Annotated in this window: 17 protein-coding genes; 3 read left to right on the forward strand and 14 right to left on the reverse strand. The window is 62.9% G+C overall.

Features of this window, described 5'->3' with window-relative positions:
* The first annotated feature begins 196 nt into the window (after window positions 1–196).
* The gene (zapD, locus tag DLM46_RS02670; RefSeq protein ID WP_115099173.1) at window positions 197–952 is read left to right on the forward strand and encodes a cell division protein ZapD; all 756 of its coding nucleotides are present in this window, start codon (window positions 197–199) and stop codon (window positions 950–952) included.
* Between the two features lie 100 nt (window positions 953–1,052).
* Window positions 1,053–1,250 carry a DNA gyrase inhibitor YacG gene (gene yacG / locus DLM46_RS02675; RefSeq protein WP_115099175.1) on the forward strand — a complete coding sequence of 66 codons (198 nt, stop codon included), beginning with the start codon at window positions 1,053–1,055 and terminating at the stop codon, window positions 1,248–1,250.
* A gap of 72 nt (window positions 1,251–1,322) precedes the next feature.
* Here the strand turns inward: yacG and DLM46_RS02680 are convergent, their stop codons facing one another.
* The 4 genes from DLM46_RS02680 to secA form a co-directional block, all read right to left on the reverse strand.
* Window positions 1,323–1,745, reverse strand: coding sequence for an NUDIX domain-containing protein (locus DLM46_RS02680; RefSeq protein ID WP_115099177.1), 423 nt, complete (start codon window positions 1,743–1,745; stop codon window positions 1,323–1,325).
* Window positions 1,742–2,611, reverse strand: a complete 870-nt coding sequence (locus DLM46_RS02685; RefSeq protein ID WP_115099179.1) for an ATP-binding protein — start codon at window positions 2,609–2,611, stop codon at window positions 1,742–1,744. The genes DLM46_RS02680 and DLM46_RS02685 overlap by 4 nt, the downstream gene beginning before the upstream one ends.
* Before the next feature lie 41 nt (window positions 2,612–2,652).
* Window positions 2,653–3,894, reverse strand: coding sequence for a bifunctional glutamate N-acetyltransferase/amino-acid acetyltransferase ArgJ (gene argJ, locus DLM46_RS02690; protein ID WP_115099181.1), 1,242 nt, complete (start codon window positions 3,892–3,894; stop codon window positions 2,653–2,655).
* Window positions 3,895–4,044: 150 nt separating this feature from the next.
* Window positions 4,045–6,852 carry a preprotein translocase subunit SecA gene (secA, locus tag DLM46_RS02695; RefSeq protein WP_115099282.1) on the reverse strand — a complete coding sequence of 936 codons (2,808 nt, stop codon included), beginning with the start codon at window positions 6,850–6,852 and terminating at the stop codon, window positions 4,045–4,047.
* Window positions 6,853–7,141: 289 nt separating this feature from the next.
* Here secA and DLM46_RS02700 point away from each other — a divergent pair, with 289 nt between their 5' ends.
* Window positions 7,142–7,627 carry a DciA family protein gene (locus tag DLM46_RS02700; RefSeq protein ID WP_115099183.1) on the forward strand — a complete coding sequence of 162 codons (486 nt, stop codon included), beginning with the start codon at window positions 7,142–7,144 and terminating at the stop codon, window positions 7,625–7,627.
* A 79-nt stretch (window positions 7,628–7,706) separates the two neighbouring features.
* Here the strand turns inward: DLM46_RS02700 and lpxC are convergent, their stop codons facing one another.
* The 10 genes from lpxC to murD form a co-directional block, all read right to left on the reverse strand.
* Window positions 7,707–8,624 (reverse strand): UDP-3-O-acyl-N-acetylglucosamine deacetylase, encoded by a 918-nt coding sequence (gene lpxC, locus DLM46_RS02705; RefSeq protein ID WP_115099184.1) that lies wholly within the window; start codon window positions 8,622–8,624, stop codon window positions 7,707–7,709.
* A 288-nt stretch (window positions 8,625–8,912) separates the two neighbouring features.
* Window positions 8,913–9,416 carry a peroxiredoxin gene (locus DLM46_RS02710; protein ID WP_115099186.1) on the reverse strand — a complete coding sequence of 168 codons (504 nt, stop codon included), beginning with the start codon at window positions 9,414–9,416 and terminating at the stop codon, window positions 8,913–8,915.
* A gap of 249 nt (window positions 9,417–9,665) precedes the next feature.
* A complete protein-coding gene (gene ftsZ, locus DLM46_RS02715; protein WP_115099188.1) occupies window positions 9,666–10,862 on the reverse strand; it encodes a cell division protein FtsZ in 1,197 nt (398 codons plus the stop codon).
* 123 nt (window positions 10,863–10,985) lie between these two features.
* On the reverse strand, window positions 10,986–12,218 hold the full coding sequence (gene ftsA / locus DLM46_RS02720) for a cell division protein FtsA (RefSeq protein ID WP_115099190.1): 1,233 nt from the start codon (window positions 12,216–12,218) through the stop codon (window positions 10,986–10,988).
* Between the two features lie 27 nt (window positions 12,219–12,245).
* Window positions 12,246–12,998: a cell division protein FtsQ/DivIB gene (locus tag DLM46_RS02725; RefSeq protein WP_115099192.1), complete on the reverse strand. Its 753-nt coding sequence runs from the start codon at window positions 12,996–12,998 to the stop codon at window positions 12,246–12,248.
* A gap of 24 nt (window positions 12,999–13,022) precedes the next feature.
* Entirely contained in the window at window positions 13,023–13,964 is a 942-nt protein-coding gene (locus DLM46_RS02730; protein ID WP_115099194.1) for a D-alanine--D-alanine ligase, read from the reverse strand.
* 1 nt (window position 13,965) lies between these two features.
* Entirely contained in the window at window positions 13,966–15,369 is a 1,404-nt protein-coding gene (gene murC / locus DLM46_RS02735; protein ID WP_115099196.1) for a UDP-N-acetylmuramate--L-alanine ligase, read from the reverse strand.
* Window positions 15,366–16,484, reverse strand: a complete 1,119-nt coding sequence (gene murG, locus DLM46_RS02740) for an undecaprenyldiphospho-muramoylpentapeptide beta-N-acetylglucosaminyltransferase (RefSeq protein WP_115099198.1) — start codon at window positions 16,482–16,484, stop codon at window positions 15,366–15,368. The genes murC and murG overlap by 4 nt, the downstream gene beginning before the upstream one ends.
* 124 nt (window positions 16,485–16,608) lie before the next feature.
* The gene (gene ftsW / locus DLM46_RS02745; protein ID WP_115099200.1) at window positions 16,609–17,898 is read right to left on the reverse strand and encodes a putative lipid II flippase FtsW; all 1,290 of its coding nucleotides are present in this window, start codon (window positions 17,896–17,898) and stop codon (window positions 16,609–16,611) included.
* Complete coding sequence (gene murD, locus DLM46_RS02750; protein ID WP_115099201.1) at window positions 17,895–19,409, reverse strand: UDP-N-acetylmuramoyl-L-alanine--D-glutamate ligase; 1,515 nt, start codon at window positions 19,407–19,409, stop codon at window positions 17,895–17,897. The genes ftsW and murD overlap by 4 nt, the downstream gene beginning before the upstream one ends.
* Between the last annotated feature and the right edge of the window lie 8 nt (window positions 19,410–19,417).

Consider the following 19,417-nt stretch of genomic DNA (forward strand, 5'->3'; position numbering starts at 1 on the left):
GCGCACTTTGGTGCGCACTCCGCGTTGAACCATTGAACTTTGCAGCACGGCGAGATCCGAAGCACGCAGAAAACTGCCTGACACACGTGAAAAAAGTTGCGAGTGCGTGCTGAAAAAGTGCGAGATTGCTAGGGTAGTCTCACGGCATTAGAATGTTTTACATTCCCGTCACCGACCACGCCCGAGGCGAGCCCGCTTGATCCTTTACGAGTATCCCTTCAACGAGCGAATCCGGACGCTATTGCGCCTCGAAGATCTGTTCGAGCGCTTCACGTTCTTTCTGACTCAGGAAGATGCCAGGGAACATCACGTCGCACTGACCACGTTGTTCGAAATCTCTGAAGTCGCGGGGCGCGCGGATCTGAAGTCGGATCTGATGAAGGAACTCGAGCGGCAACGGCAAACGCTGGCGCCGTTCCGCGGCAATCCGGGCATCGAACAGAATGCGCTCGAAGCCGTGCTCGGCGAAATCGAACAGACCTTGGCGGGGCTTGCGCAGATGCAGGGCAAAACCGGCCAGCATCTTGCAGACAACGAGTGGCTCGCCAGCATCCGCAGCCGCGCGATCATCCCGGGCGGCACCTGCAAGTTCGATTTGCCTTCGTACTACGCGTGGCAGCAAACGCATCCCGATCAGCGCCGCCAGGACATCGCCAAGTGGGTCACACCGCTGCTGCCGCTGCGCGACGCAGCCACAATCGTCTTGCGTCTCGCGCGCGAATCGGGCCAGGCGTCCAAAGTGATGGCGATGCAGGGCAGCTATCAGCAGATGCTGTCAGGCCGTTCCTATCAATTGATGCAGGTGCGGGTGGCACCCGAATTGCGTGTCATCCCCGAGGCAAGTGCCAACAAGTACATGCTGTGGGTGCGTTTCACGGTGCAGGACGGCGATTTGCGCCCGCGCGCAGTGGATGTCGACGTGCCATTTCAGCTCACCTTGTGCAGCCTGTAATGTCCGCCTTGTAAAACCGAAGCACGGGGCGCGCCTTTAACGCGGCGCGAAATCCCCTATATTCGAAACATGTTCCATTTGCAATTGACTGCCTGACCGTATGCCTACTGTCGTCAAATGTCCCACTTGCGGAAAGGATGTCCGCTGGACCCCTGAGAGCCGCTTCCGCCCGTTCTGCTCGGATCGTTGCAAGCAGATCGACCTCGGCGCCTGGGCCGCCGAGAAGTACAAGATCGGCGGCACGGATAAAGAAGCTTCATCCGATGAATCGCCTGGCGGGGACTACAACCCGCACTGAGTGCAACAGCGCTACGTTGGGTCACGCGGCCCAACGTAGCTAATGCAGCGCCCGCAACCGCGCTCCATTCTTCTACTTTTTCTCAGCCGCGAGCCATTCCAGCACCGGAATCGTCGCCGGCAATAACGGTGCAACATCCGCGGGCAGTGCCTGCCAGACGAACGCCTGGCCCTCACGCCCGTGCGGCTCACCGGTCCAGTGCGTCACTTTGCAGAAAAACAGCCGCACATAAGCATGCGGGTAATCGTGCTCGAGGGTGTGCCAAAGGTGGCTCGCCTTGACGTCGATCCCCAGCTCCTCGTGCAACTCGCGAGCGAGCGCTGCCTCGACCGACTCGCCCGCTTCCAGCTTGCCGCCCGGAAACTCCCAGTAGCCCTCGTACGGCTTGCCAGCCGGGCGCTGCGCCAGCAAATAGCGTCCGTCCGGCTGAATCAGCACGCCAACGGCGACTTCCGTCACCGGCCGCCCGTCAGCATTCTTTTGCGCGTCGCTCATACCGGGGTCTTCCGGCCCGACCAGTCGCGAGCGAACTGCCACGCGACGCGCCCCGAGCGCGAACCGCGCTCCAGCGCCCACACCAGCGCGTCGCCGCGCGCCGCTTCGACTTCCGCGTCGTCACAGCCGAAATGGCGAAGCCAGTGGCCGATGATCGACAGGTAGTCGTCCTGCTTGAACGGATAGAAGCTGACCCACAGCCCGAAACGCTCGGACAGCGAGATCTTTTCTTCGACCAGTTCGCCCGGATGGATCTCTCCGTCGGCCATGTGCTTGTACGTCTCGTTGTCGCTCATGTACTCGGGCAGCAGATGGCGGCGGTTCGACGTCGCGTAGATCAGCACGTTGTCCGACTGCGCGGCGATCGAACCGTCGAGCGCCACCTTCAGCGCCTTGTAGCCCGATTCGCCATCTTCGAACGACAGGTCGTCGCAGAACACCACGAAGCGCTCCGGCCGCTGCGCGATCAGATCGACGATATCGCCGAGATCGTGCAGATCGTCTTTATCCACCTCGATCAGACGCAGGCCGTCTTTCGCGTACGCGTTCAGACAAGCCTTGATCAGCGACGACTTGCCAGTGCCGCGTGCGCCCGTCAGCAACACGTTGTTGGCCGGCTGCTTGTGCACAAATTGACGCGTGTTCTGCTCGATCAGCCCTTTCTGGCGATCGATGTTTTGCAGGTCGTCGAGCGTGATCGCCGAGATGGCGGGCACCGGCTGCAGATAGCCGCGCCCCTGACGCTTGCGCCAGCGAAAGGCGAGCGCGGCTGACCAGTCGATATCCGGTGCGGTAGGCGGAAGCATCGCTTCGAGACGGCCGAGCACGGCTTCGGCCCGGCTCAGAAACTGTTCGAGTTTGTCCATGGCGGTGAAATAAGCGGTTGGAAACCGCGTAATGAACCTGGTTACGAACGATAGTCGGCGTTGATGCTCACATAGTCGTGCGACAGATCGCACGTCCAGATCGTGGCTTGCGCGTCACCGCGACCGAGCACGACACGAATGCCGATCTCACTCTTTTTCATGACGCGCTGGCCGTCTTCTTCACGGTAGGCCGGATTGCGGCCGCCGGCCGTCGCGACCAGAACGTCGTCCAGATACAGATCGATCTTGCCGACATCGAGATCGTCGACGCCGGCATAGCCGATGGCCGCGAGAATGCGGCCGAGATTCGGGTCCGACGCATAGAAGGCCGTTTTCACGAGCGGCGAATGGCCGATCGCGTACGCGATCTGTCGGCATTCGACGACGCTCGAACCTCCTTCCACGTGCACCGTCATGAATTTCGTCGCGCCTTCGCCATCGCGCACGATCAGCTGCGCGAGGGTTTGGGCGACTTCGGTCACCGCGTCGCGCAGCGCTGCATAAGCGGGCGAATCGATGGAGGTGACCGCCGGCAGGCTCGATTTGCCCGACGCGATCAGGATGAAGGAATCATTGGTCGACGTGTCGCCGTCGATCGTGATGCAGTTGAAAGAGCGGTCCGCGACGTGCTTGACCAGCGCGTCGAGCACCGGTTGCGCGACAGCGGCGTCGAACGCGAGGAAGCCGAGCATGGTTGCCATGTTCGGCTTGATCATGCCCGCACCCTTGCTGATGCCCGTGAGCGTGACCGTATGGCCGTCGATCGTCACCTGGCGCGAGGTGGCTTTGGGCAGCGTGTCCGTGGTCATGATCGCCTGCGCGGCGTCGTACCAGTTGGCTTCCTTGCGGTTTGCCAGCGCGGCAGGCAGGCCTGCCTTAAGACGATCGACCGGCAGCGGTTCCAGAATCACGCCCGTCGAAAACGGCAGCACCTGCTCCGGCGCGATATCGGCCAGACGTGCGAGTTCGGCGCAGGTTTCGCGCGCATGCGCGAGCCCCGGTTCGCCCGTACCCGCGTTCGCGTTGCCGGTGTTGATCACCAGTGCGCGAATCGGCTTTCCGCCTGCGCGCACGCGCTCCAGATTCTCGCGGCACACCGTCACCGGCGCGGCGCAAAAGCGGTTTTGCGTGAACGCGCCGGCCACCGTCGCGCCATCGGGAACGGAAATGACCAGCACGTCCTTGCGGTTCGGCTTGCGGATATTCGCCTCCGCCCAGCCCAGCGTAACGCCGGCGACAGGATGGAGTTGAGCGGGATCGATCGAAGGGAAATTGACAGCCATGGTCGCGACCTGTCGAAGAAAATGCCGGCAGGCGCCGGCATCGAGGGATCGGAAACTGATGGCCCGGGGGTGTTGCCGGGTCACCGCGAAATCACCAGCAAAGCACCGCAAAAAACGACGCGGCGCGCATGAAGCGCGCCGCCTTCGCCTTTACGCGATCTTGCCGTGGCACTGCTTGTACTTCTTGCCGCTGCCGCACGGGCACGGGTCGTTGCGGCCGACCTTCGGCACATTCTCCATGCTAACGTCCGATGCTGCGGCATGCGACGAGCCGTGGCTCATTGCCTCGCCGATCATTGCGGCGGTGGCCGCTTCCGCCGCGGCAGGCGCTGCTGCCGCTTCGGCAAATTCTGCGTGACGAAACTCGACGTTTTCGAGGTGGCTGCCCTGCTCTTCGTACTGCTCGGCAGCCTGCTCCAGCTGTTCCGGCGACTGGATCTGCACGTTCATCACCACGCGTGTGACTTCGAGCTTCACAGCGTCGAGCATCGCCGCGAATAATTCGAATGCCTCGCGCTTGTACTCCTGCTTCGGATTCTTCTGCGCATAGCCGCGCAGATGGATACCCTGACGCAGGTGATCGAGCGCCGCCAGATGTTCGCGCCAGCTGCGGTCAAGCGTTTGAAGCATGATCGAGCGCTCGAACGCGCTGAACGATTCGCGGCCGACGAGTTCGACCTTCGATTCGTACGCTTCGTCCGCCGCGACCTGCACCGCGTCGAGAATCTCGTCCGAGCTGATCGAGTTCGACTCGTTGATCATTTCCTGAACCGCCAGGTCGAGCTGCCATTCGTTACGCAGCACTTCCTCCAACTCGGGCACGTCCCATTGCTCTTCAATGCTGCCGGCCGGCACGAACTGGTGAACGATATCGCCGATCACGCCATGACGCATTGCGCCGATGGTTTCCGTGATGTCATTCGCCTCGAGCAATTCATTGCGTTGCTGATAGATCACCTTGCGCTGATCATTCGACACATCGTCGTATTCGAGCAATTGCTTGCGAATGTCGAAGTTGCGCGCTTCGACCTTGCGCTGCGCCGATTCAATCGAGCGCGAAACGATGCCTGCTTCGATCGCTTCGCCTTCCGGCATCTTCAGGCGGTCCATGATCGCGCGCACGCGGTCGCCGGCAAAAATGCGCAGCAGCGGATCTTCCAGCGACAGATAGAAGCGCGACGAGCCCGGGTCGCCCTGACGGCCGGCACGGCCGCGCAACTGGTTGTCGATCCGGCGCGATTCGTGACGCTCGGTGCCGATGATGTGCAGGCCGCCCGCGGCCTTCACCTGATCGTGCAGCGCCTGCCACTCGTCGTGCAGCTTCTGGATGCGGCGCTGTTTTTCGTCCGCAGGGACCGTTTCGTCCCGTTCGATGAAGGACGCCTGCTTTTCCGCATTGCCGCCCAGGACGATGTCGGTACCGCGACCGGCCATGTTGGTGGCGATCGTGATGCGCTTGGGACGGCCCGCTTCTGCGACGATCTCCGCTTCACGCGCGTGCTGCTTGGCGTTCAGCACTTCGTGCGGCAAACCGGTCTGCTTCAGCAGATGCGACAGCAGCTCGGAGTTTTCGATCGACGTGGTGCCGACCAGCACCGGCTGATCGCGCTCGTAACAATCGCGGATATCGCGAATCACCGCGTCGTAGCGTTCCTTCGCGGTTTTGTAGATCTGATCCTGCTTGTCGATCCGCTTCGGCGCACGGTTGGTCGGGATCACGACCGTCTCGAGACCGTAGATCTCGTTGAATTCATACGCTTCGGTGTCGGCCGTGCCGGTCATACCGGCCAGCTTCGCGTACATACGGAAATAGTTCTGGAACGTGATCGACGCGAGCGTCTGGTTCTCGCTCTGGATCTTGACGTGTTCCTTCGCCTCGACGGCCTGGTGCAGACCGTCGGACCAGCGGCGGCCGGACATCAGACGGCCGGTGAATTCGTCGACGATAATCACTTCGCCGTTTTGCACCACGTAGTGCTGGTCTTTGTAGAACAGCGTATGCGCGCGCAACGCGGCGTACACGTGGTGCATCAGCGTGATGTTCTGCGGCGCGTACAGGCTCTCGCCCTCGCCGATCAAACCCCACTCGCCGAGCAAGCGCTCGGCCTTTTCATGGCCCGATTCCGTCAGGAACACTTGACGGCCTTTCTCGTCCAGCGTGTAGTCGCCTGGCTTTTCGACGCCGGTGCCATCCGCTTTCTCTTCACCGATCTGGCGTTCGAGCAGCGGCGGCAGCGCGTTCATGCGCACGTACAGTTCGGTGTGATCTTCGGCCTGGCCGGAGATGATCAGCGGCGTACGGGCTTCGTCGATCAGGATCGAGTCGACCTCGTCGACCACCGCGAAATTCAACGCCCGCTGCACACGCGCATCGGTCTCGTAGACCATGTTGTCGCGCAGGTAGTCGAAGCCGAATTCGTTGTTGGTGCCGTACGTGATGTCCGCAGCGTACGCTTCCTGCTTCGCGGCGTGATCCATCTGCGACAAATTGATGCCGACCGACAGACCGAGGAAGTTGTAAAGGCGCCCCATCCATTCGGCGTCGCGCTGTGCAAGGTAATCGTTCACCGTGACGACGTGCACGCCACGCCCAGACAGCGCATTCAGATAGACCGGCAGCGTGGCGACCAGCGTCTTGCCTTCGCCAGTACGCATTTCGCCGATCTTGCCGTAGTGCAGAACCATGCCGCCAATCAGCTGCACGTCGAAGTGGCGCATTTTCAGCACCCGCTTGCTGGCCTCGCGGCAGACCGCGAAAGCCTCCGGCAGGAGCTTGTCGAGCGACTCGCCGCTCGCGATGCGCTGGCGGAATTCACCCGTTTTGGCGCGCAGTTGATCGTCCGTCAATTGCTCGATCTGCGGCTCGAGCGCATTGATCGCCGCGACGGTCTTTTGATATTGCTTGACCAACCGCTGGTTGCGGCTGCCAAAAATCTTCTGTAGGAAACCGGTGGTCATCGGATCGGTGTCTGCGTCGCGGCTTCGGCTGGTTCGCGGCGTGCAGTTCATGCACGTGCGCTCCGGGGTCGGAAATGCCTCGGCGGCTTAGTCCAAGAGTGAATTCGAATCGGGCATTTTAGCACGCGCCCCCGCCCGCGCTTGTGTCAGCGGTGCGACGGCGACATGGATCCAAAGCCCGCCGCAGTGCCCTTCGACGGCACCCATCGGGGCGGGTTCGCGTGCATCCTGCGCGGTACAATCGCGGCGTGAACGCGCATTGGGCGCGAACCCGCCGTCACTATCAAACATGAGCCGTTTTCCGTCCTTTTCAAGGCCGCCGCCCAAGCAGTTCAACGCGCGCCGCCCGCAGCCCGTCGCCGAAGTGCTCAATCGCACCGACGCGTTCGCGGCCCTGCGCGCGGGCGTCGAGCAGATTGCCGCGCTCGAAAAGGATCTGCGCGAATTGCTGCCCGACTATCTGGCAACCAGCGTCGAGCCGGGCTTCATTAAGGAAGGCGTACTGGCCCTGTTTGCCGGACACAACGCATTGGCGGCACGCCTGCGGCATCTCGAGCCACGGCTGTTGTCCGATCTGCAGCAGCGCGGCTGGCCGGTTAATGCGTTGCGGATTCGCGTGCGGCCGCAGCCCGCCAAGGGACCGCCGCCGGTCAAGCAGGCACGCATGACGCCTGCTGGCGCGGACGCCTTGCACGCACTCTCCGAATCGCTCGCCCCGTCGCCATTGCAGGAGGCGTTGGCGAAAATGGCCGCGCGGCATCGGAGAAATCGCTGAACAAAAAATAAGCGGCCCAGAGGGGCCGCTTATTTTTCATCCGTTCGCTTCGGACAATCCGCGCCGAAGACCAGAGACGTCAGGCAAACGCTGTCTGCGTCTCGTACGCAAAGCCGCGCGGGGCCTTCTGGGTGTCGTCGAACGTGACAATTTCGTACGCATCTTCATGCGCCAGCAGCTCGCGCAGCAGCGCATTGTTCAGCCCGTGGCCCGACTTGTATGCCGTGTACGAAGCCAGCAGCGGATGGCCGACCACGTACAGATCGCCGATTGCGTCGAGCATCTTGTGCTTCACGAATTCGTCGTCGTAACGCAGGCCGTCGTTGTTCAGAATGCGGTATTCGTCCAGCACGATCGCGTTATCCATGCTGCCGCCGCGCGCCAAACCGAGTTCACGCATCGTTTCCACTTCATGCGCAAAGCCAAACGTGCGCGCCCGGGCAATTTCCCGCACGTACGACGTATTGGCGAAATCCACTTCCAGCGCCTGGCCGGTCTTATCGACAGCCGGGTGACGGAAATCGATCGTGAATTTGAGCTTGAAACCGAAATACGGGTCGAGGCGCGCGAACTTGTCGCCGTCGCGAATTTCGACCGGCTTGGTGACCTTGATGAATTTCTTCGCCGCGTTCTGTTCTTCGATGCCGGCCGATTGAATCAGAAACACGAAGGACCCTGCACTGCCGTCCATGATCGGGATTTCTTCGGCGGTGACATCGACATACAGATTGTCGATGCCAAGACCCGCGCACGCGGACATCAAATGCTCGACCGTCGATACGCGCGCGCCGTCTTTCTGCAAAACGGAAGCGAGGCGGGTGTCGCCGATCGCCAACGCCGACGCGGGAATATCCACCGGCGTGGGCAAATCCACGCGCGAAAACACGATGCCGGTATCCGGCACCGCCGGGCGAAGCGTCAGGTCGACTTTACGGCCGGAGTGCAGCCCGATGCCGACTGTCTTGACGATCGATTTGATAGTGCGCTGCTTCAGCATGGTGATCTTCTATTCGATTGAAAATCCCAATCGGGACTTTTTATTCCATAGCGCGCATTATACTCCAATACCCTAAGGAGCGTCGTAACACGGTACGTTTCAATCTGTTTCGTTGCATTACTCGACGGGCGCCCGTCAGGGAAAGCGTGACGGGCCGATGTCCGGAACGGAGGCGTTCCCGGTCATCGGCCCGCGTAACGGCCTGTCACAAAAGCGTCTTATTCTCCGTTGCCCTGCTACAACGCGCTTACAGCGCAGGTCCAGGGCGCAGGCCTCGACGCACAGCAACTAGCTCAACGTAGCGAGAATACTACCTGCATCGCTGACTTCGAATTTGCCGGCAGCCTCGACGTTCAACGTCTTGACCACGCCATCGTCGACCACCATCGCGTAGCGCTGGGAACGGATTCCCATGCCACGCGCCGACAAATCCTGCTCGAGACCGAGCGCTCGTGTAAAAGCCGCACTGCCGTCCGCCATCATGCGCACCTTGCCCGAGGCGTGCAGATCGCGTCCCCACACGCCCATTACGAACGCGTCGTTGACGGACACGCACCAGATTTCGTCGATGCCGAGAGCGCGCAACTGCTCGGCGTGCTCGACGTAACCCGGTACATGCTTGGCCGAACAGGTCGGCGTGAACGCGCCCGGCAATCCGAAGATCACCACACGCTTGCCCGCCGTCTGCTCGCGCACGTCGAAGCTGTTAGGTCCGATCGTGCAACCCGCCCGCTCGTCTTCGACCAACTCGAAGAGCGTCGCGTCGGGCAGCTTTTCACCCACTTGAATCATGCTCAGTCCTTTGCATCGATGCGAAGCACGCTCGCACGTTGTCGTGTCGCAGTGAAATGCAGCGATTGCCCGATTGAAGGCTCCGCCGTCCGGCGACAGTCGCCCAATCCGCTTCGCGAATCCGAAGAGGGCACTTGTCCTTGCCGCGAATCTGACGATACGCGACCTGTTTGCCGTTCACCCGCCACGCTCGTGCATTCGTCTGCCGGCGCTGGAAGACCGCGCCGCAGCGAAAGCCTGCTCGCGCGCTCAGTCCGCCTGCTTGCGCAGGAACGCCGGAATGTCGTACGTATCGACGCCTTTTTCCTGCAGCGCCTGCACGTGCGAAGCCGCCGTGTCGCGCGACGTGCGCCACACTGCCGGCGTATCCAGCGCGCCGTAATCGGCGGTGCTGGCGTGCGCCGGTGCGTAGGCAGCGTGTTGCATCGTGCTGATCGGCTGGTTGTCCGTGCCGGTGCGCAGCAGCGTCATCGGTGCCGATTGCTGCTTCTTCGCCGCACGGCCCAGACCCGTTGCCACGACTGTCACGCGCAGCGCGTCGCCCATGGCATCGTCGTACACCGCGCCGAAGATCACGGTTGCATCTTCTGCAGCGTAGCTCTTGATGGTGTTCATCACTTCGCGCGTTTCCGACAGACGCAGCGAACGGCTCGACGTGATGTTGACCAGCACGCCACGCGCGCCCGACAGATCCACACCTTCCAGCAGCGGGCTGGCGACAGCCTGCTCGGCGGCCAGACGCGCGCGATCGACGCCGGCAACCGTCGCCGTGCCCATCATCGCCTTGCCCTGCTCGCCCATCACCGTCTTCACGTCTTCGAAGTCGACGTTCACCAGACCGTCGACGTTGATGATTTCAGCGATACCGGCTACTGCGTTGTTCAGAACGTCGTCGGCGCACTGGAAGCACTTGTCCATTTCGGCGTCATCGCCCATCACCTCGAACAGCTTGTCGTTCAGAACGACGATCAGCGAGTCGACGTGATCCTCCAGTTGCTGCGAACCAGCTTCTGCCACACGCATGCGCTTGCCGCCTTCGAATTCGAACGGCTTGCTGACCACGCCAACAGTCAAGATACCCATTTCCTTGGCGATCTGCGCGACCACCGGCGCGGCTCCCGTACCCGTGCCGCCACCCATGCCCGCGGTGATGAACACCATGTGCGCGCCAAGCAGTGCATCGGCGATGCGCTCACGTGCTTCTTCTGCTGCCGCGCGGCCCATTTCCGGCTTGGCACCAGCGCCAAGACCCGTATTGCCGAGCTGGATCACCGCAGTTGCGCGCGAACGCGACAGTGCCTGGGCGTCCGTGTTCATCACGATGAAGTCGACGCCTTGTACGCCCTTGTTGATCATGTGCTGAACGGCATTGCCGCCAGCGCCACCTACTCCGACCACCTTGATGATGGTGCCGTTCGTTTCGGTTTCCAGCATCTGGAATTCCATGTTGCCTCCGTCAAGATAAAAAATTGCAGCCACTCGGCCGTTATTCGGCAGGAGATCGGGCAACCCCCTGTCGCGCGCCGGCCGCCGGCACCAGCGCGTATTTCGTCAACTGATTCGTAATCTTTAGAAGTTGCCGAGGAACCAGTCCTTCATTCTCGAGAAGACCTGTCCCATCGACCCCGACTGCACCGCGACCTTGCGGCCGCGCATCCGTTGCGAGCGTCCTTCGAAGAGCAGACCCATCGCCGTCGAATAACGCGGGTTGCGTACCACGTCCGCAAGACCGCCTGCGTATTCCGGCACGCCGATGCGCACCGGCTTCAGGAAAATGTCCTCGCCGAGCTCGACCATGCCGAGCATCATCGACGCGCCGCCGGTCAGCACTACGCCGGAGCTCAGCAGTTCCTCGTAACCCGACTCGCGCACCACCTGCTGCACGAGCGAAAACAGTTCTTCGACGCGCGGCTCGATCACCGCTGCGAGTGCCTGGCGCGACAGCGTGCGCGGACCGCGCTCGCCAAGACCCGGCACTTCGATCATCTCGTCCGGATCGGCCAACGCCTGCTTGGCAATGCCGTAATCGACCTTGATGTCTTCCGCGTCCGGCGTCGGCGTGCGCAAGGCCATCGCGATGTCGCTCGTGATCTGGTCGCCGGCGATGGGAATCACCGCCGTGTGGCGAATCGCGCCTTCGCTGAAAATCGCGATGTCCGTCGTGCCGCCGCCGATATCGACCAGCACCACGCCGAGTTCTTTTTCGTCTTCCGTCAGCACCGCCAGCGACGACGCCAGCGGCTGCAAGATCAGATCGTTCACTTCGAGCCCGCAGCGGCGCACGCACTTCACGATGTTCTGCGCCGCGCTCACCGCGCCGGTCACGATGTGCACCTTCACTTCCAGACGAATGCCGCTCATGCCGATCGGCTCGCGCACGTCCTCCTGGCCGTCAATGATGAATTCCTGCGTCAGGATGTGCAGGACCTGCTGATCGGTCGGGATGTTGATCGCCTTGGCCGTCTCGATCACGCGCGCCACGTCGGTCTGCGTGACTTCCTTCTCCTTGATCGCCACCATGCCGCTCGAATTGAAACTGCGGATATGACTGCCGGCGATCCCGGTAAATACGTTGGTGATCTTGCAGTCGGCCATCAGTTCGGCCTCTTCGAGCGCACGCTGAATGGACTGCACGGTGGCTTCGATGTTCACCACCACGCCCTTCTTGAGCCCTTTCGATTCGCTCTGGCCGAGACCGATCACCTCGTAGTGACCCTCGCCCTTCAACTCGGCGACGATGGCCACCACCTTCGACGTCCCAATGTCGAGGGCGACCAGCAGATCTTTATAGTCTTTACTCATAGCGTGCTCATTGCGTGTGATGTCCGTTTACTTCTTGCCCTTGTCGGGTTCGCTGATAAAGCGCATGCCAGCGGCACGAATCGCGAAACCGTTCGGATAGCGCAAGTCCGCATACTCGATAGCCTTTCCCCAACGTTGCGTCACCGCGTTCCACGCCGCAGTCAGGCGCCGGCTGCGATCGAGCAGCGTGTCCTGATTGCGTTCGCGCCCCAGTTCCACTTGCGTGCCGTTCGACAGTTTCACCGTCCACGCGTAGCGCGGCGACAGCGTCACTTCATCCGGCGTCGCGCCCAAAGGCGCAAACCACTTCTTGAAGTCGCGATATCGCGCGACGACTTCCTTTGCCGTGCCGTCCGGGCCGTCGAATGCGGGCAGTTCCTGGTCGAGCTCGCCCTGATTCGCGGTGAACAGCTCGCCGTCGACGCTCACCAGTTGATCGCTGCCCCACGTCCCAAGCGGTTTGTACTCCTCGAGCGTGACAGCCAGCGCATTGGGCCAGACGCGCCGCACGCTCGCGTGACGCACCCACGGCATCTGTTCGAACGCCTGACGCGCGACGTCGAGATCCACCGTGAAAAAGTTGCCCTTCAAGCGTCCGACTACGCCGGCGCGCACCGTCGGCGAATTGATGTGCTCGGTGTCGCCGTCGATCTTGATTTCGCGCAGCGCGAAATTCGGGCGCTGGATCAGCCAGTAACCGCCTGCCGCCAGCAGCGCGAGCACCAGCAACGCATGCAAGGCGTTGGCGGCGAGATTGAGCTGGCGAACGTTGTTCCACATGGTGTTGCTTTCGGGTCGCCCCGGTTAGTCCTTAAGCGTCAGCGCCAACACGCCGACAACCAGTTCCTGATAGCTGATGCCCACCGCACGCGCTGCCTTCGGCGGCAGTGAGTGATCGGTCATGCCGGGCGCTGTGTTCACTTCGAGGAAATACGGGTTGCCGTCCGCGTCCAGCATGAAATCGGCGCGCCCCCAATCGGTGCAGCCGAGCACGTCGAATGCGCGGCGCGCCAGTGCCTTCAAACGCTGCTCCTCGTCCGACGCGAGACCGCAAGGAATCAGGTACTGCGTGTCGTTGGCGATGTACTTCGCGTGGTAGTCGTAGAACTCGCCGGCCGGCACGATACGGATCACCGGCAGATCGAGATCGCCGGCGATGCACGCGGTGTACTCGCCGCCGCCTTCGATGCTCTTTTCGACCACGACGATCCTGTCGTACTTGACCGCTTCGATCAGCGCCGCGGGCAGTGCATCGACGCTCTTCACCTTGATGACCGCGACGCTCGAACCTTCACTCGCCGGCTTCACGAAGAGCGGCAAGCCAAGTTTCGCGACGATGTCTTTCGCACGCGCGTCGTAGTCGTCGCCACGCAGCACGGCTTCGAACGGCGGTGTCGGAATACCGAGTTGCTGCCACACGAGCTTGGTGCGGAATTTGTCCAGACCGAGCGCCGAACCGAGCACGCCGCTCCCCGTGTAGCGGATGCCGTAAAAATCGAGCGCGCCCTGGATCTGGCCGTTTTCGCCATAGCCGCCATGCAGCGCATTGAACGCTCGCACGAAGCCTTCATCCTTCAACGCGGCGAGCGGACGCTCGGCCGGGTCGAACGGATGCGCGTCGATACCGGCGTCGCGCAGACCTTGCAGCACGAGCCGCCCGGAATTGAGCGACACCTCACGCTCGGCGGAATCGCCACCGAGCAGCACTGCCACCTTGCCGAAATGTTTGGGGTCGATACCGCTCATCTCACACCTTCGTTTCTTGCGCAAGGCGAACCGGCACACCGCCGATCGAACCTGCGCCCATCGTGATCACCACATCGCCGTCGCGCACTACTGCCGAGAGCGCATCCGGCACTTCATCCACCGTATCGACAAACACCGGCTCGACCTTGCCCGCCACGCGCAACGCCCGCGCCAACGCGCGGCCGTCCGCCGCGACGATCGGCGCTTCGCCGGCCGAATAGACTTCGGTCAGCACGAGTGCATCGACCGTCGACAGCACCTTCACAAAATCTTCGAAGCAATCGCGCGTGCGCGTAAAACGGTGTGGCTGGAACGCCAGCACCAGACGCCGCCCCGGAAACGCGCCGCGCGCCGCCGCCACCGTGGCCGCCATTTCGACCGGGTGGTGGCCGTAGTCGTCGACCAGCGTGTACGCGCCGGCGGCCTTGCCTTCCGACACGACCGGCACTTCGCCGTAGCGCTGGAAGCGCCGGCCCACGCCGTTGAAATCCGCCAGCGCTCGCTGGATATCGGCATCTTTCACTTCAAGTTCAGTCGCAATGGCAATGGCGGCCAAGGCGTTCTGCACGTTGTGCTCGCCCGGCAGGTTCAGCACGATGTCGATCGGCGGAGCGTCTTCGCGCATTGCCGTGAAATGCATCTTGCCGCCGCGCGCTTCGACGTTGACCGCGCGCACTTGCGCATCCGGCGCGAAGCCGTAGCGGATGATCGGCTTCGACACGAACGGCAGGATTTCCTTCACGTTCGGATCATCGACGCACAGCACCGCGATTCCGTAGAACGGCAGGCGGTGCGTGAATTCGATGAACGCCTGCTTGAGCCGCGCGAAGTCGTGGCCGTAGGTGTCCATGTGATCGGCGTCGATGTTCGTGATGACTTCGATCACCGGGAACAAGTTCAGGAACGATGCATCCGACTCGTCCGCTTCGGCGACAATGAAGTCGCCCGTACCGAGCCGCGCATTCGCGCCCGCGCTGATCAGGCGGCCGCCGATCACGAAAGTCGGATCGAGGCCGCCGGCCGCCAGCACGCTCGCCACCAGCGAGGTGGTCGTAGTCTTGCCGTGCGTGCCGGCAATCGCGATGCCTTGCTTCAGGCGCATCAGTTCCGCGAGCATTACGGCGCGCGGCACGATCGGAATCCGTCGATGGCGCGCGGCCAGCACCTCCGGGTTGTCGCTGCGCACCGCGGTCGAGACGACCACCGCGTTCGCGCCTTCGATGTTCTCGGCTGCGTGGCCAATAGCGGTCCGCGCGCCGAGCGCGGCGAGGCGATCGGTGACCGGGTTGCTCGCGAGATCCGAGCCGCTCACCTGATAGCCGAGATTGACCAGCACCTCTGCGATGCCGCTCATGCCGACACCGCCGATGCCGACAAAGTGAATGTGTTTGACGATGTGTTTCATTGCTTTCCTTCCAGGCTCGGGCTCGGGGTCCAACCCGCCACGGTCGCGCAAATCTGCGCAACCTGTTCCGTGGCGTCGGGTTTCGCGAGCGAGCGCGAACGCTCCGCCATCTCCGCGAGGGTCTCTCGCGTCTGGCTGCGCAACCAGTCGGCGAGCGTTTCCGCCGACAAATCGCGTTGCTGCACGAGCAGCGCCGCGCCGTGGTCGGCGAGGAACGCTGCATTTGTTGTTTGGTGATCGTCTACTGCAAACGGGAATGGCACGAAGAACGCCGCCACGCCCACCGCTGAAATCTCCGACACCGTCATCGCGCCCGAACGGCAGATCACCAGATCCGCGTTCGCGTAAGCGCTCGCCATGTCGTCGATGAACGGCACGAGCTGCACGTCGGTACCGGTTTGCAAACCGGCCGACGCATAGTGCTCGCGCAGCGCGTCGATATGCTTCGCGCCCGCCTGATGCACGATGCGCGGACGTTCGTTCGGCGCGAGCCGAGCAACCGCTCGCGGCACCACTTCGTTCAATGCCGCCGCGCCCAGACTGCCGCCCACCACCAGCACATTCAGCGGACCGCTGCGCTGCGCGTAGCGTGCTTTGGGTGCGATTGCGCGCGCAAGTTCCGCACGAATCGGGTTTCCGGTCCACTCGCCGTGCGGCAGCGCGTTCGGGAACGCAACCAGCACGCGTTTGGCGAGTTTCGCGAGCACCTTGTTCGCGAGACCCGCAATCGAATTCTGTTCATGCAGTACGAGCGGGCAGCCGCTCAACGCGGTCATCAGGCCCGCCGGAAACGTGATGTAACCGCCCATGCCGAGCACGACGTCGGGCTTCACGCGACGCAGCACGCTCAGGCTCTGCATACAGGCGCGCAGCAGATTCAGCGGCAGCATCAGCTTGGTCTTCATGCCCTTGCCGCGCAGACCGCCGAAGCGCACGTATTCCATCGGGATGCCGTGTTTCGGTACCAGCGTCGCTTCCATGCCTGCGGGGTTGCCGAGCCAGACCACCTTCCAACCCCACGCCTGCATCAGGTGCGCGACCGCGAGCCCCGGGAACACGTGTCCCCCGGTGCCGCCGGCCATCACCATCAGCGTGCGTTGCGGCAGAGCGGTCATACCTTCCCCCCACGCATCAACACGAATGACAACGACGCGTTTTGGCTCCGGCCGCTGCGCTTAACTTCGCGCGCGCTGCGCACGAAGTTAGCCTTCGCCGAAATCGTGTGTTGCTGCGCGGGGGTCATACCTTCCCCCCACGCATCAACACACGATTTTCATAATCCACCCGCATCAGCACCGCCACCGCGACGCAGTTCAGCACGATGCCCGAGCCGCCGTAGCTGACGAGCGGCAATGTGAGACCCTTGGTCGGCAGCAGGCCGAGATTCACACCCATGTTGATGAAGGTCTGCGCGCCGAACCAGATGCCGACGCCCTTCGCCACCAAGCCCGCAAACGTGCGGTCGAGTGCGAGCGCCTGACGGCCGATCTCGAATGAACGGCGCACGATCCAATAGAACATCAGGATCACCACCAGCACGCCGACAAAACCCAGCTCCTCGCCGATCACCGCGAGGATGAAGTCGGTGTGCGCCTCCGGCAGGTAGTTGAGCTTCTCTACACTGCCGCCGAGACCCACGCCGAACCACTCGCCGCGGCCGAACGCGATCAGCGAGTGCGTCAATTGATAAGCCTTGCCTTGCGCGTAACGGTCGTCCCACGGATCGAGGTAGGCGAAGATCCGCTCTCGACGCCACGGCGATGCCCACACCAGCAAGCTGAACGTGCCCACCGCCGTCGCTACGAGCCCGCCGAACAGCTTGCCGTTCACGCCGCCCAGAAACAGCAGGCCCATCGCGATCGCGGCGATCACCATGAACGCCCCCATATCCGGCTCGAGCAGCAGCAACGCGCCGACGAGCCCCACCGCCACCGCCATCGGCAAAAAGCCCTTGGCGAGACTGTGCATGTACTCCTGTTTGCGCACGGTGTAGTTCGCTGCGTAGATCGTCACGGCGAGCTTCATGATTTCCGACGGCTGCATGTTCGTGATGCCGAGCGGAATCCAGCGGCGCGCGCCGTTCACGCCCTTGCCGACATGCGGAATCAGCACGATCACCAGCGCGACCAGCGAAATCAGGAAGAGCTTCGGCGCGTATTTGTCCCACGTCGAGATCGGGATGCGGAACGACACGACACCGATCACCGAGCCCATCACCACGAAAATGATCTGCCGCACGAGGAACGCGTAATCGCGATACGACGCGTACTTCGGCGAATCGGGCATCGCGATCGACGCCGAATACACCATCACGACACCGAGGCCGAGCAACGCGACGACCACCCACAGCAGCGAGTGATCGTAGTCCAACATCCGCGAGCGCAGCGGACGCACGCCGTTGACGGCGCTCGCGAGACCGCTGCCGCCGGTGCGGCCGGACGTGCGGCCCGTGTGGCCTGAACTGCCTGCATCGCCTTGACCGGCCCGTGACCCGGCGAGGCGCGACCCGAAGCGTTCCGACCAGCTCATATCATCGTCCCCCGTTCGGCAGCGATGTCTTCCACCGTGCTGCGGAACACCGCCGCACGATGCGCGTAACCCTTGAACATGTCGAAACTCGCGCAAGCCGGCGACAGCAGCACGGCGTCGCCCGGTTGCGCCAATGCCGTTGCGGCGCGCGTGGCTTCTTCGAGCGTGGCGTGATCGCTCAGCGCGATGCCGGTATGTTCGAGCGCGGTACGAATCTGCGGCGCGTCGCGGCCGATCAGCATCACGGCGCGGCACCAGCGCGTCACCGGCTCGGCGAGCGGCTCGAAATCCTGGCCCTTGCCGTCGCCGCCGGCGATCAGCACGGCGCGTTGCGCGAGGCCATCGAGCGCGGCAACCGTCGCGCCGACATTCGTGCCCTTGCTGTCGTCGACGTAATCGATGCCTTCGATCGATGCGATCAACTCCACCCGATGCGGCTCGCCGCGGTATTCACGCAGACCGTGCAGCAGCGGCGCGCCCGGCAGACCGATCGCACGCGCCAACGCATACGCGGCGAGCGCATTCGCGGCGTTGTGCAGACCGCGAATCCGCAAGGCGTCGGCGGGCATCAAACGCTTGAGCGCGATGCTCGGCGGCGCGACCGTTTCGTTCTTGCGACGGCGCTTCGGCTGCGGCTCGTCGCTCGCGTCGCGATCGTGCGCTTCGACCAGCCACACGATGCCGTTGTCGCGCAGCAGACCGTAGTCGCCGTCGCTCTTCGGCTCGGTGACGCCGAAGGTGATCACCTCAGCGTCGCTGTCCGCAGAAGGCGCGAGCGCCATCACGCGCGTGTCGTCGCGATTCAGCACGCGCACGGTTTGTGTACCAAAGATTCGGCCCTTCGCAGCGGCATACGCGTCGAGGCCGCCGTGCCAGTCCAGGTGATCCTGGGTGATGTTCAGAATGACCGCGGCGTCGGGACTAAACGTGTGCGCGGTTTCCAGCTGGAAGCTGGACAACTCGAGTACCCACACGTCGGGCAACGCGGTGTTGTCGATCGCTTCGGTCAGCTTGTCCAGCGCGGCCGGGCTGATGTTGCCCGCCACGGCGACCCGCTTGCCAGCGCGTTCGCACAGCAGGCCGGTCAGGCTCGTCGTGGTGGTCTTGCCGTTGGTGCCGGTGATCGCGATCACCTTCGGCGCGTAGCCGCTCTCGCCGAGCGTCTTCAGCGCTTGCGAAAAGAACTCGAGTTCGCCCCACACGGGAATGTCCCGCTCACGCGCCGCCGTGATCAGCGGCAGCAGATCGTCGGCGAGCGGCGACAACCCCGGGCTGATCGCAAGCAGTTCAACGCCTTCGAGCAGCACCGGCGCAAACGGGCCGCCGACGAAATCGGCGTCGACGCCGTGCGCTTCGAGCGCGGACAGGTTCGGCGGCACCTCGCGCGTATCGGCCACACGCAGCCGACAGCCGTGCCGCGCGCACCAGCGCGCCATCGCGAGACCGGATTCACCCAGTCCCAGCACGAGCACCATCGGCTTTTGCCGATCCCGAAACTTCTCGCCAAACATCGCCTGCT

Source organism: Paraburkholderia lacunae, assembly GCF_003353175.1.
In the GTDB taxonomy this organism is placed as follows: domain Bacteria; phylum Pseudomonadota; class Gammaproteobacteria; order Burkholderiales; family Burkholderiaceae; genus Paraburkholderia; species Paraburkholderia lacunae.

Bases quoted from the DNA above. Each gene is read 5' to 3' on its own strand.
- yacG (WP_115099175.1), top strand. From the start codon at position 1,053: ATGCCTACTGTCGTCAAATGTCCCACTTGCGGAAAGGATGTCCGCTGG.
- DLM46_RS02680 (WP_115099177.1), bottom strand. From the start codon at position 1,745: ATGAGCGACGCGCAAAAGAATGCTGACGGGCGGCCGGTGACGGAAGTC.
- DLM46_RS02685 (WP_115099179.1), bottom strand. From the start codon at position 2,611: ATGGACAAACTCGAACAGTTTCTGAGCCGGGCCGAAGCCGTGCTCGGC.
- argJ (WP_115099181.1), bottom strand. From the start codon at position 3,894: ATGGCTGTCAATTTCCCTTCGATCGATCCCGCTCAACTCCATCCTGTC.
- secA (WP_115099282.1), bottom strand. From the start codon at position 6,852: ATGACCACCGGTTTCCTACAGAAGATTTTTGGCAGCCGCAACCAGCGG.
- DLM46_RS02700 (WP_115099183.1), top strand. From the start codon at position 7,142: ATGAGCCGTTTTCCGTCCTTTTCAAGGCCGCCGCCCAAGCAGTTCAAC.
- lpxC (WP_115099184.1), bottom strand. From the start codon at position 8,624: ATGCTGAAGCAGCGCACTATCAAATCGATCGTCAAGACAGTCGGCATC.
- DLM46_RS02710 (WP_115099186.1), bottom strand. From the start codon at position 9,416: ATGATTCAAGTGGGTGAAAAGCTGCCCGACGCGACGCTCTTCGAGTTG.
- ftsZ (WP_115099188.1), bottom strand. From the start codon at position 10,862: ATGGAATTCCAGATGCTGGAAACCGAAACGAACGGCACCATCATCAAG.
- ftsA (WP_115099190.1), bottom strand. From the start codon at position 12,218: ATGAGTAAAGACTATAAAGATCTGCTGGTCGCCCTCGACATTGGGACG.
- DLM46_RS02725 (WP_115099192.1), bottom strand. From the start codon at position 12,998: ATGTGGAACAACGTTCGCCAGCTCAATCTCGCCGCCAACGCCTTGCAT.
- DLM46_RS02730 (WP_115099194.1), bottom strand. From the start codon at position 13,964: ATGAGCGGTATCGACCCCAAACATTTCGGCAAGGTGGCAGTGCTGCTC.
- murC (WP_115099196.1), bottom strand. From the start codon at position 15,369: ATGAAACACATCGTCAAACACATTCACTTTGTCGGCATCGGCGGTGTC.
- murG (WP_115099198.1), bottom strand. From the start codon at position 16,484: ATGACCGCTCTGCCGCAACGCACGCTGATGGTGATGGCCGGCGGCACC.
- ftsW (WP_115099200.1), bottom strand. From the start codon at position 17,898: ATGAGCTGGTCGGAACGCTTCGGGTCGCGCCTCGCCGGGTCACGGGCC.
- murD (WP_115099201.1), bottom strand. From the start codon at position 19,409: ATGTTTGGCGAGAAGTTTCGGGATCGGCAAAAGCCGATGGTGCTCGTG.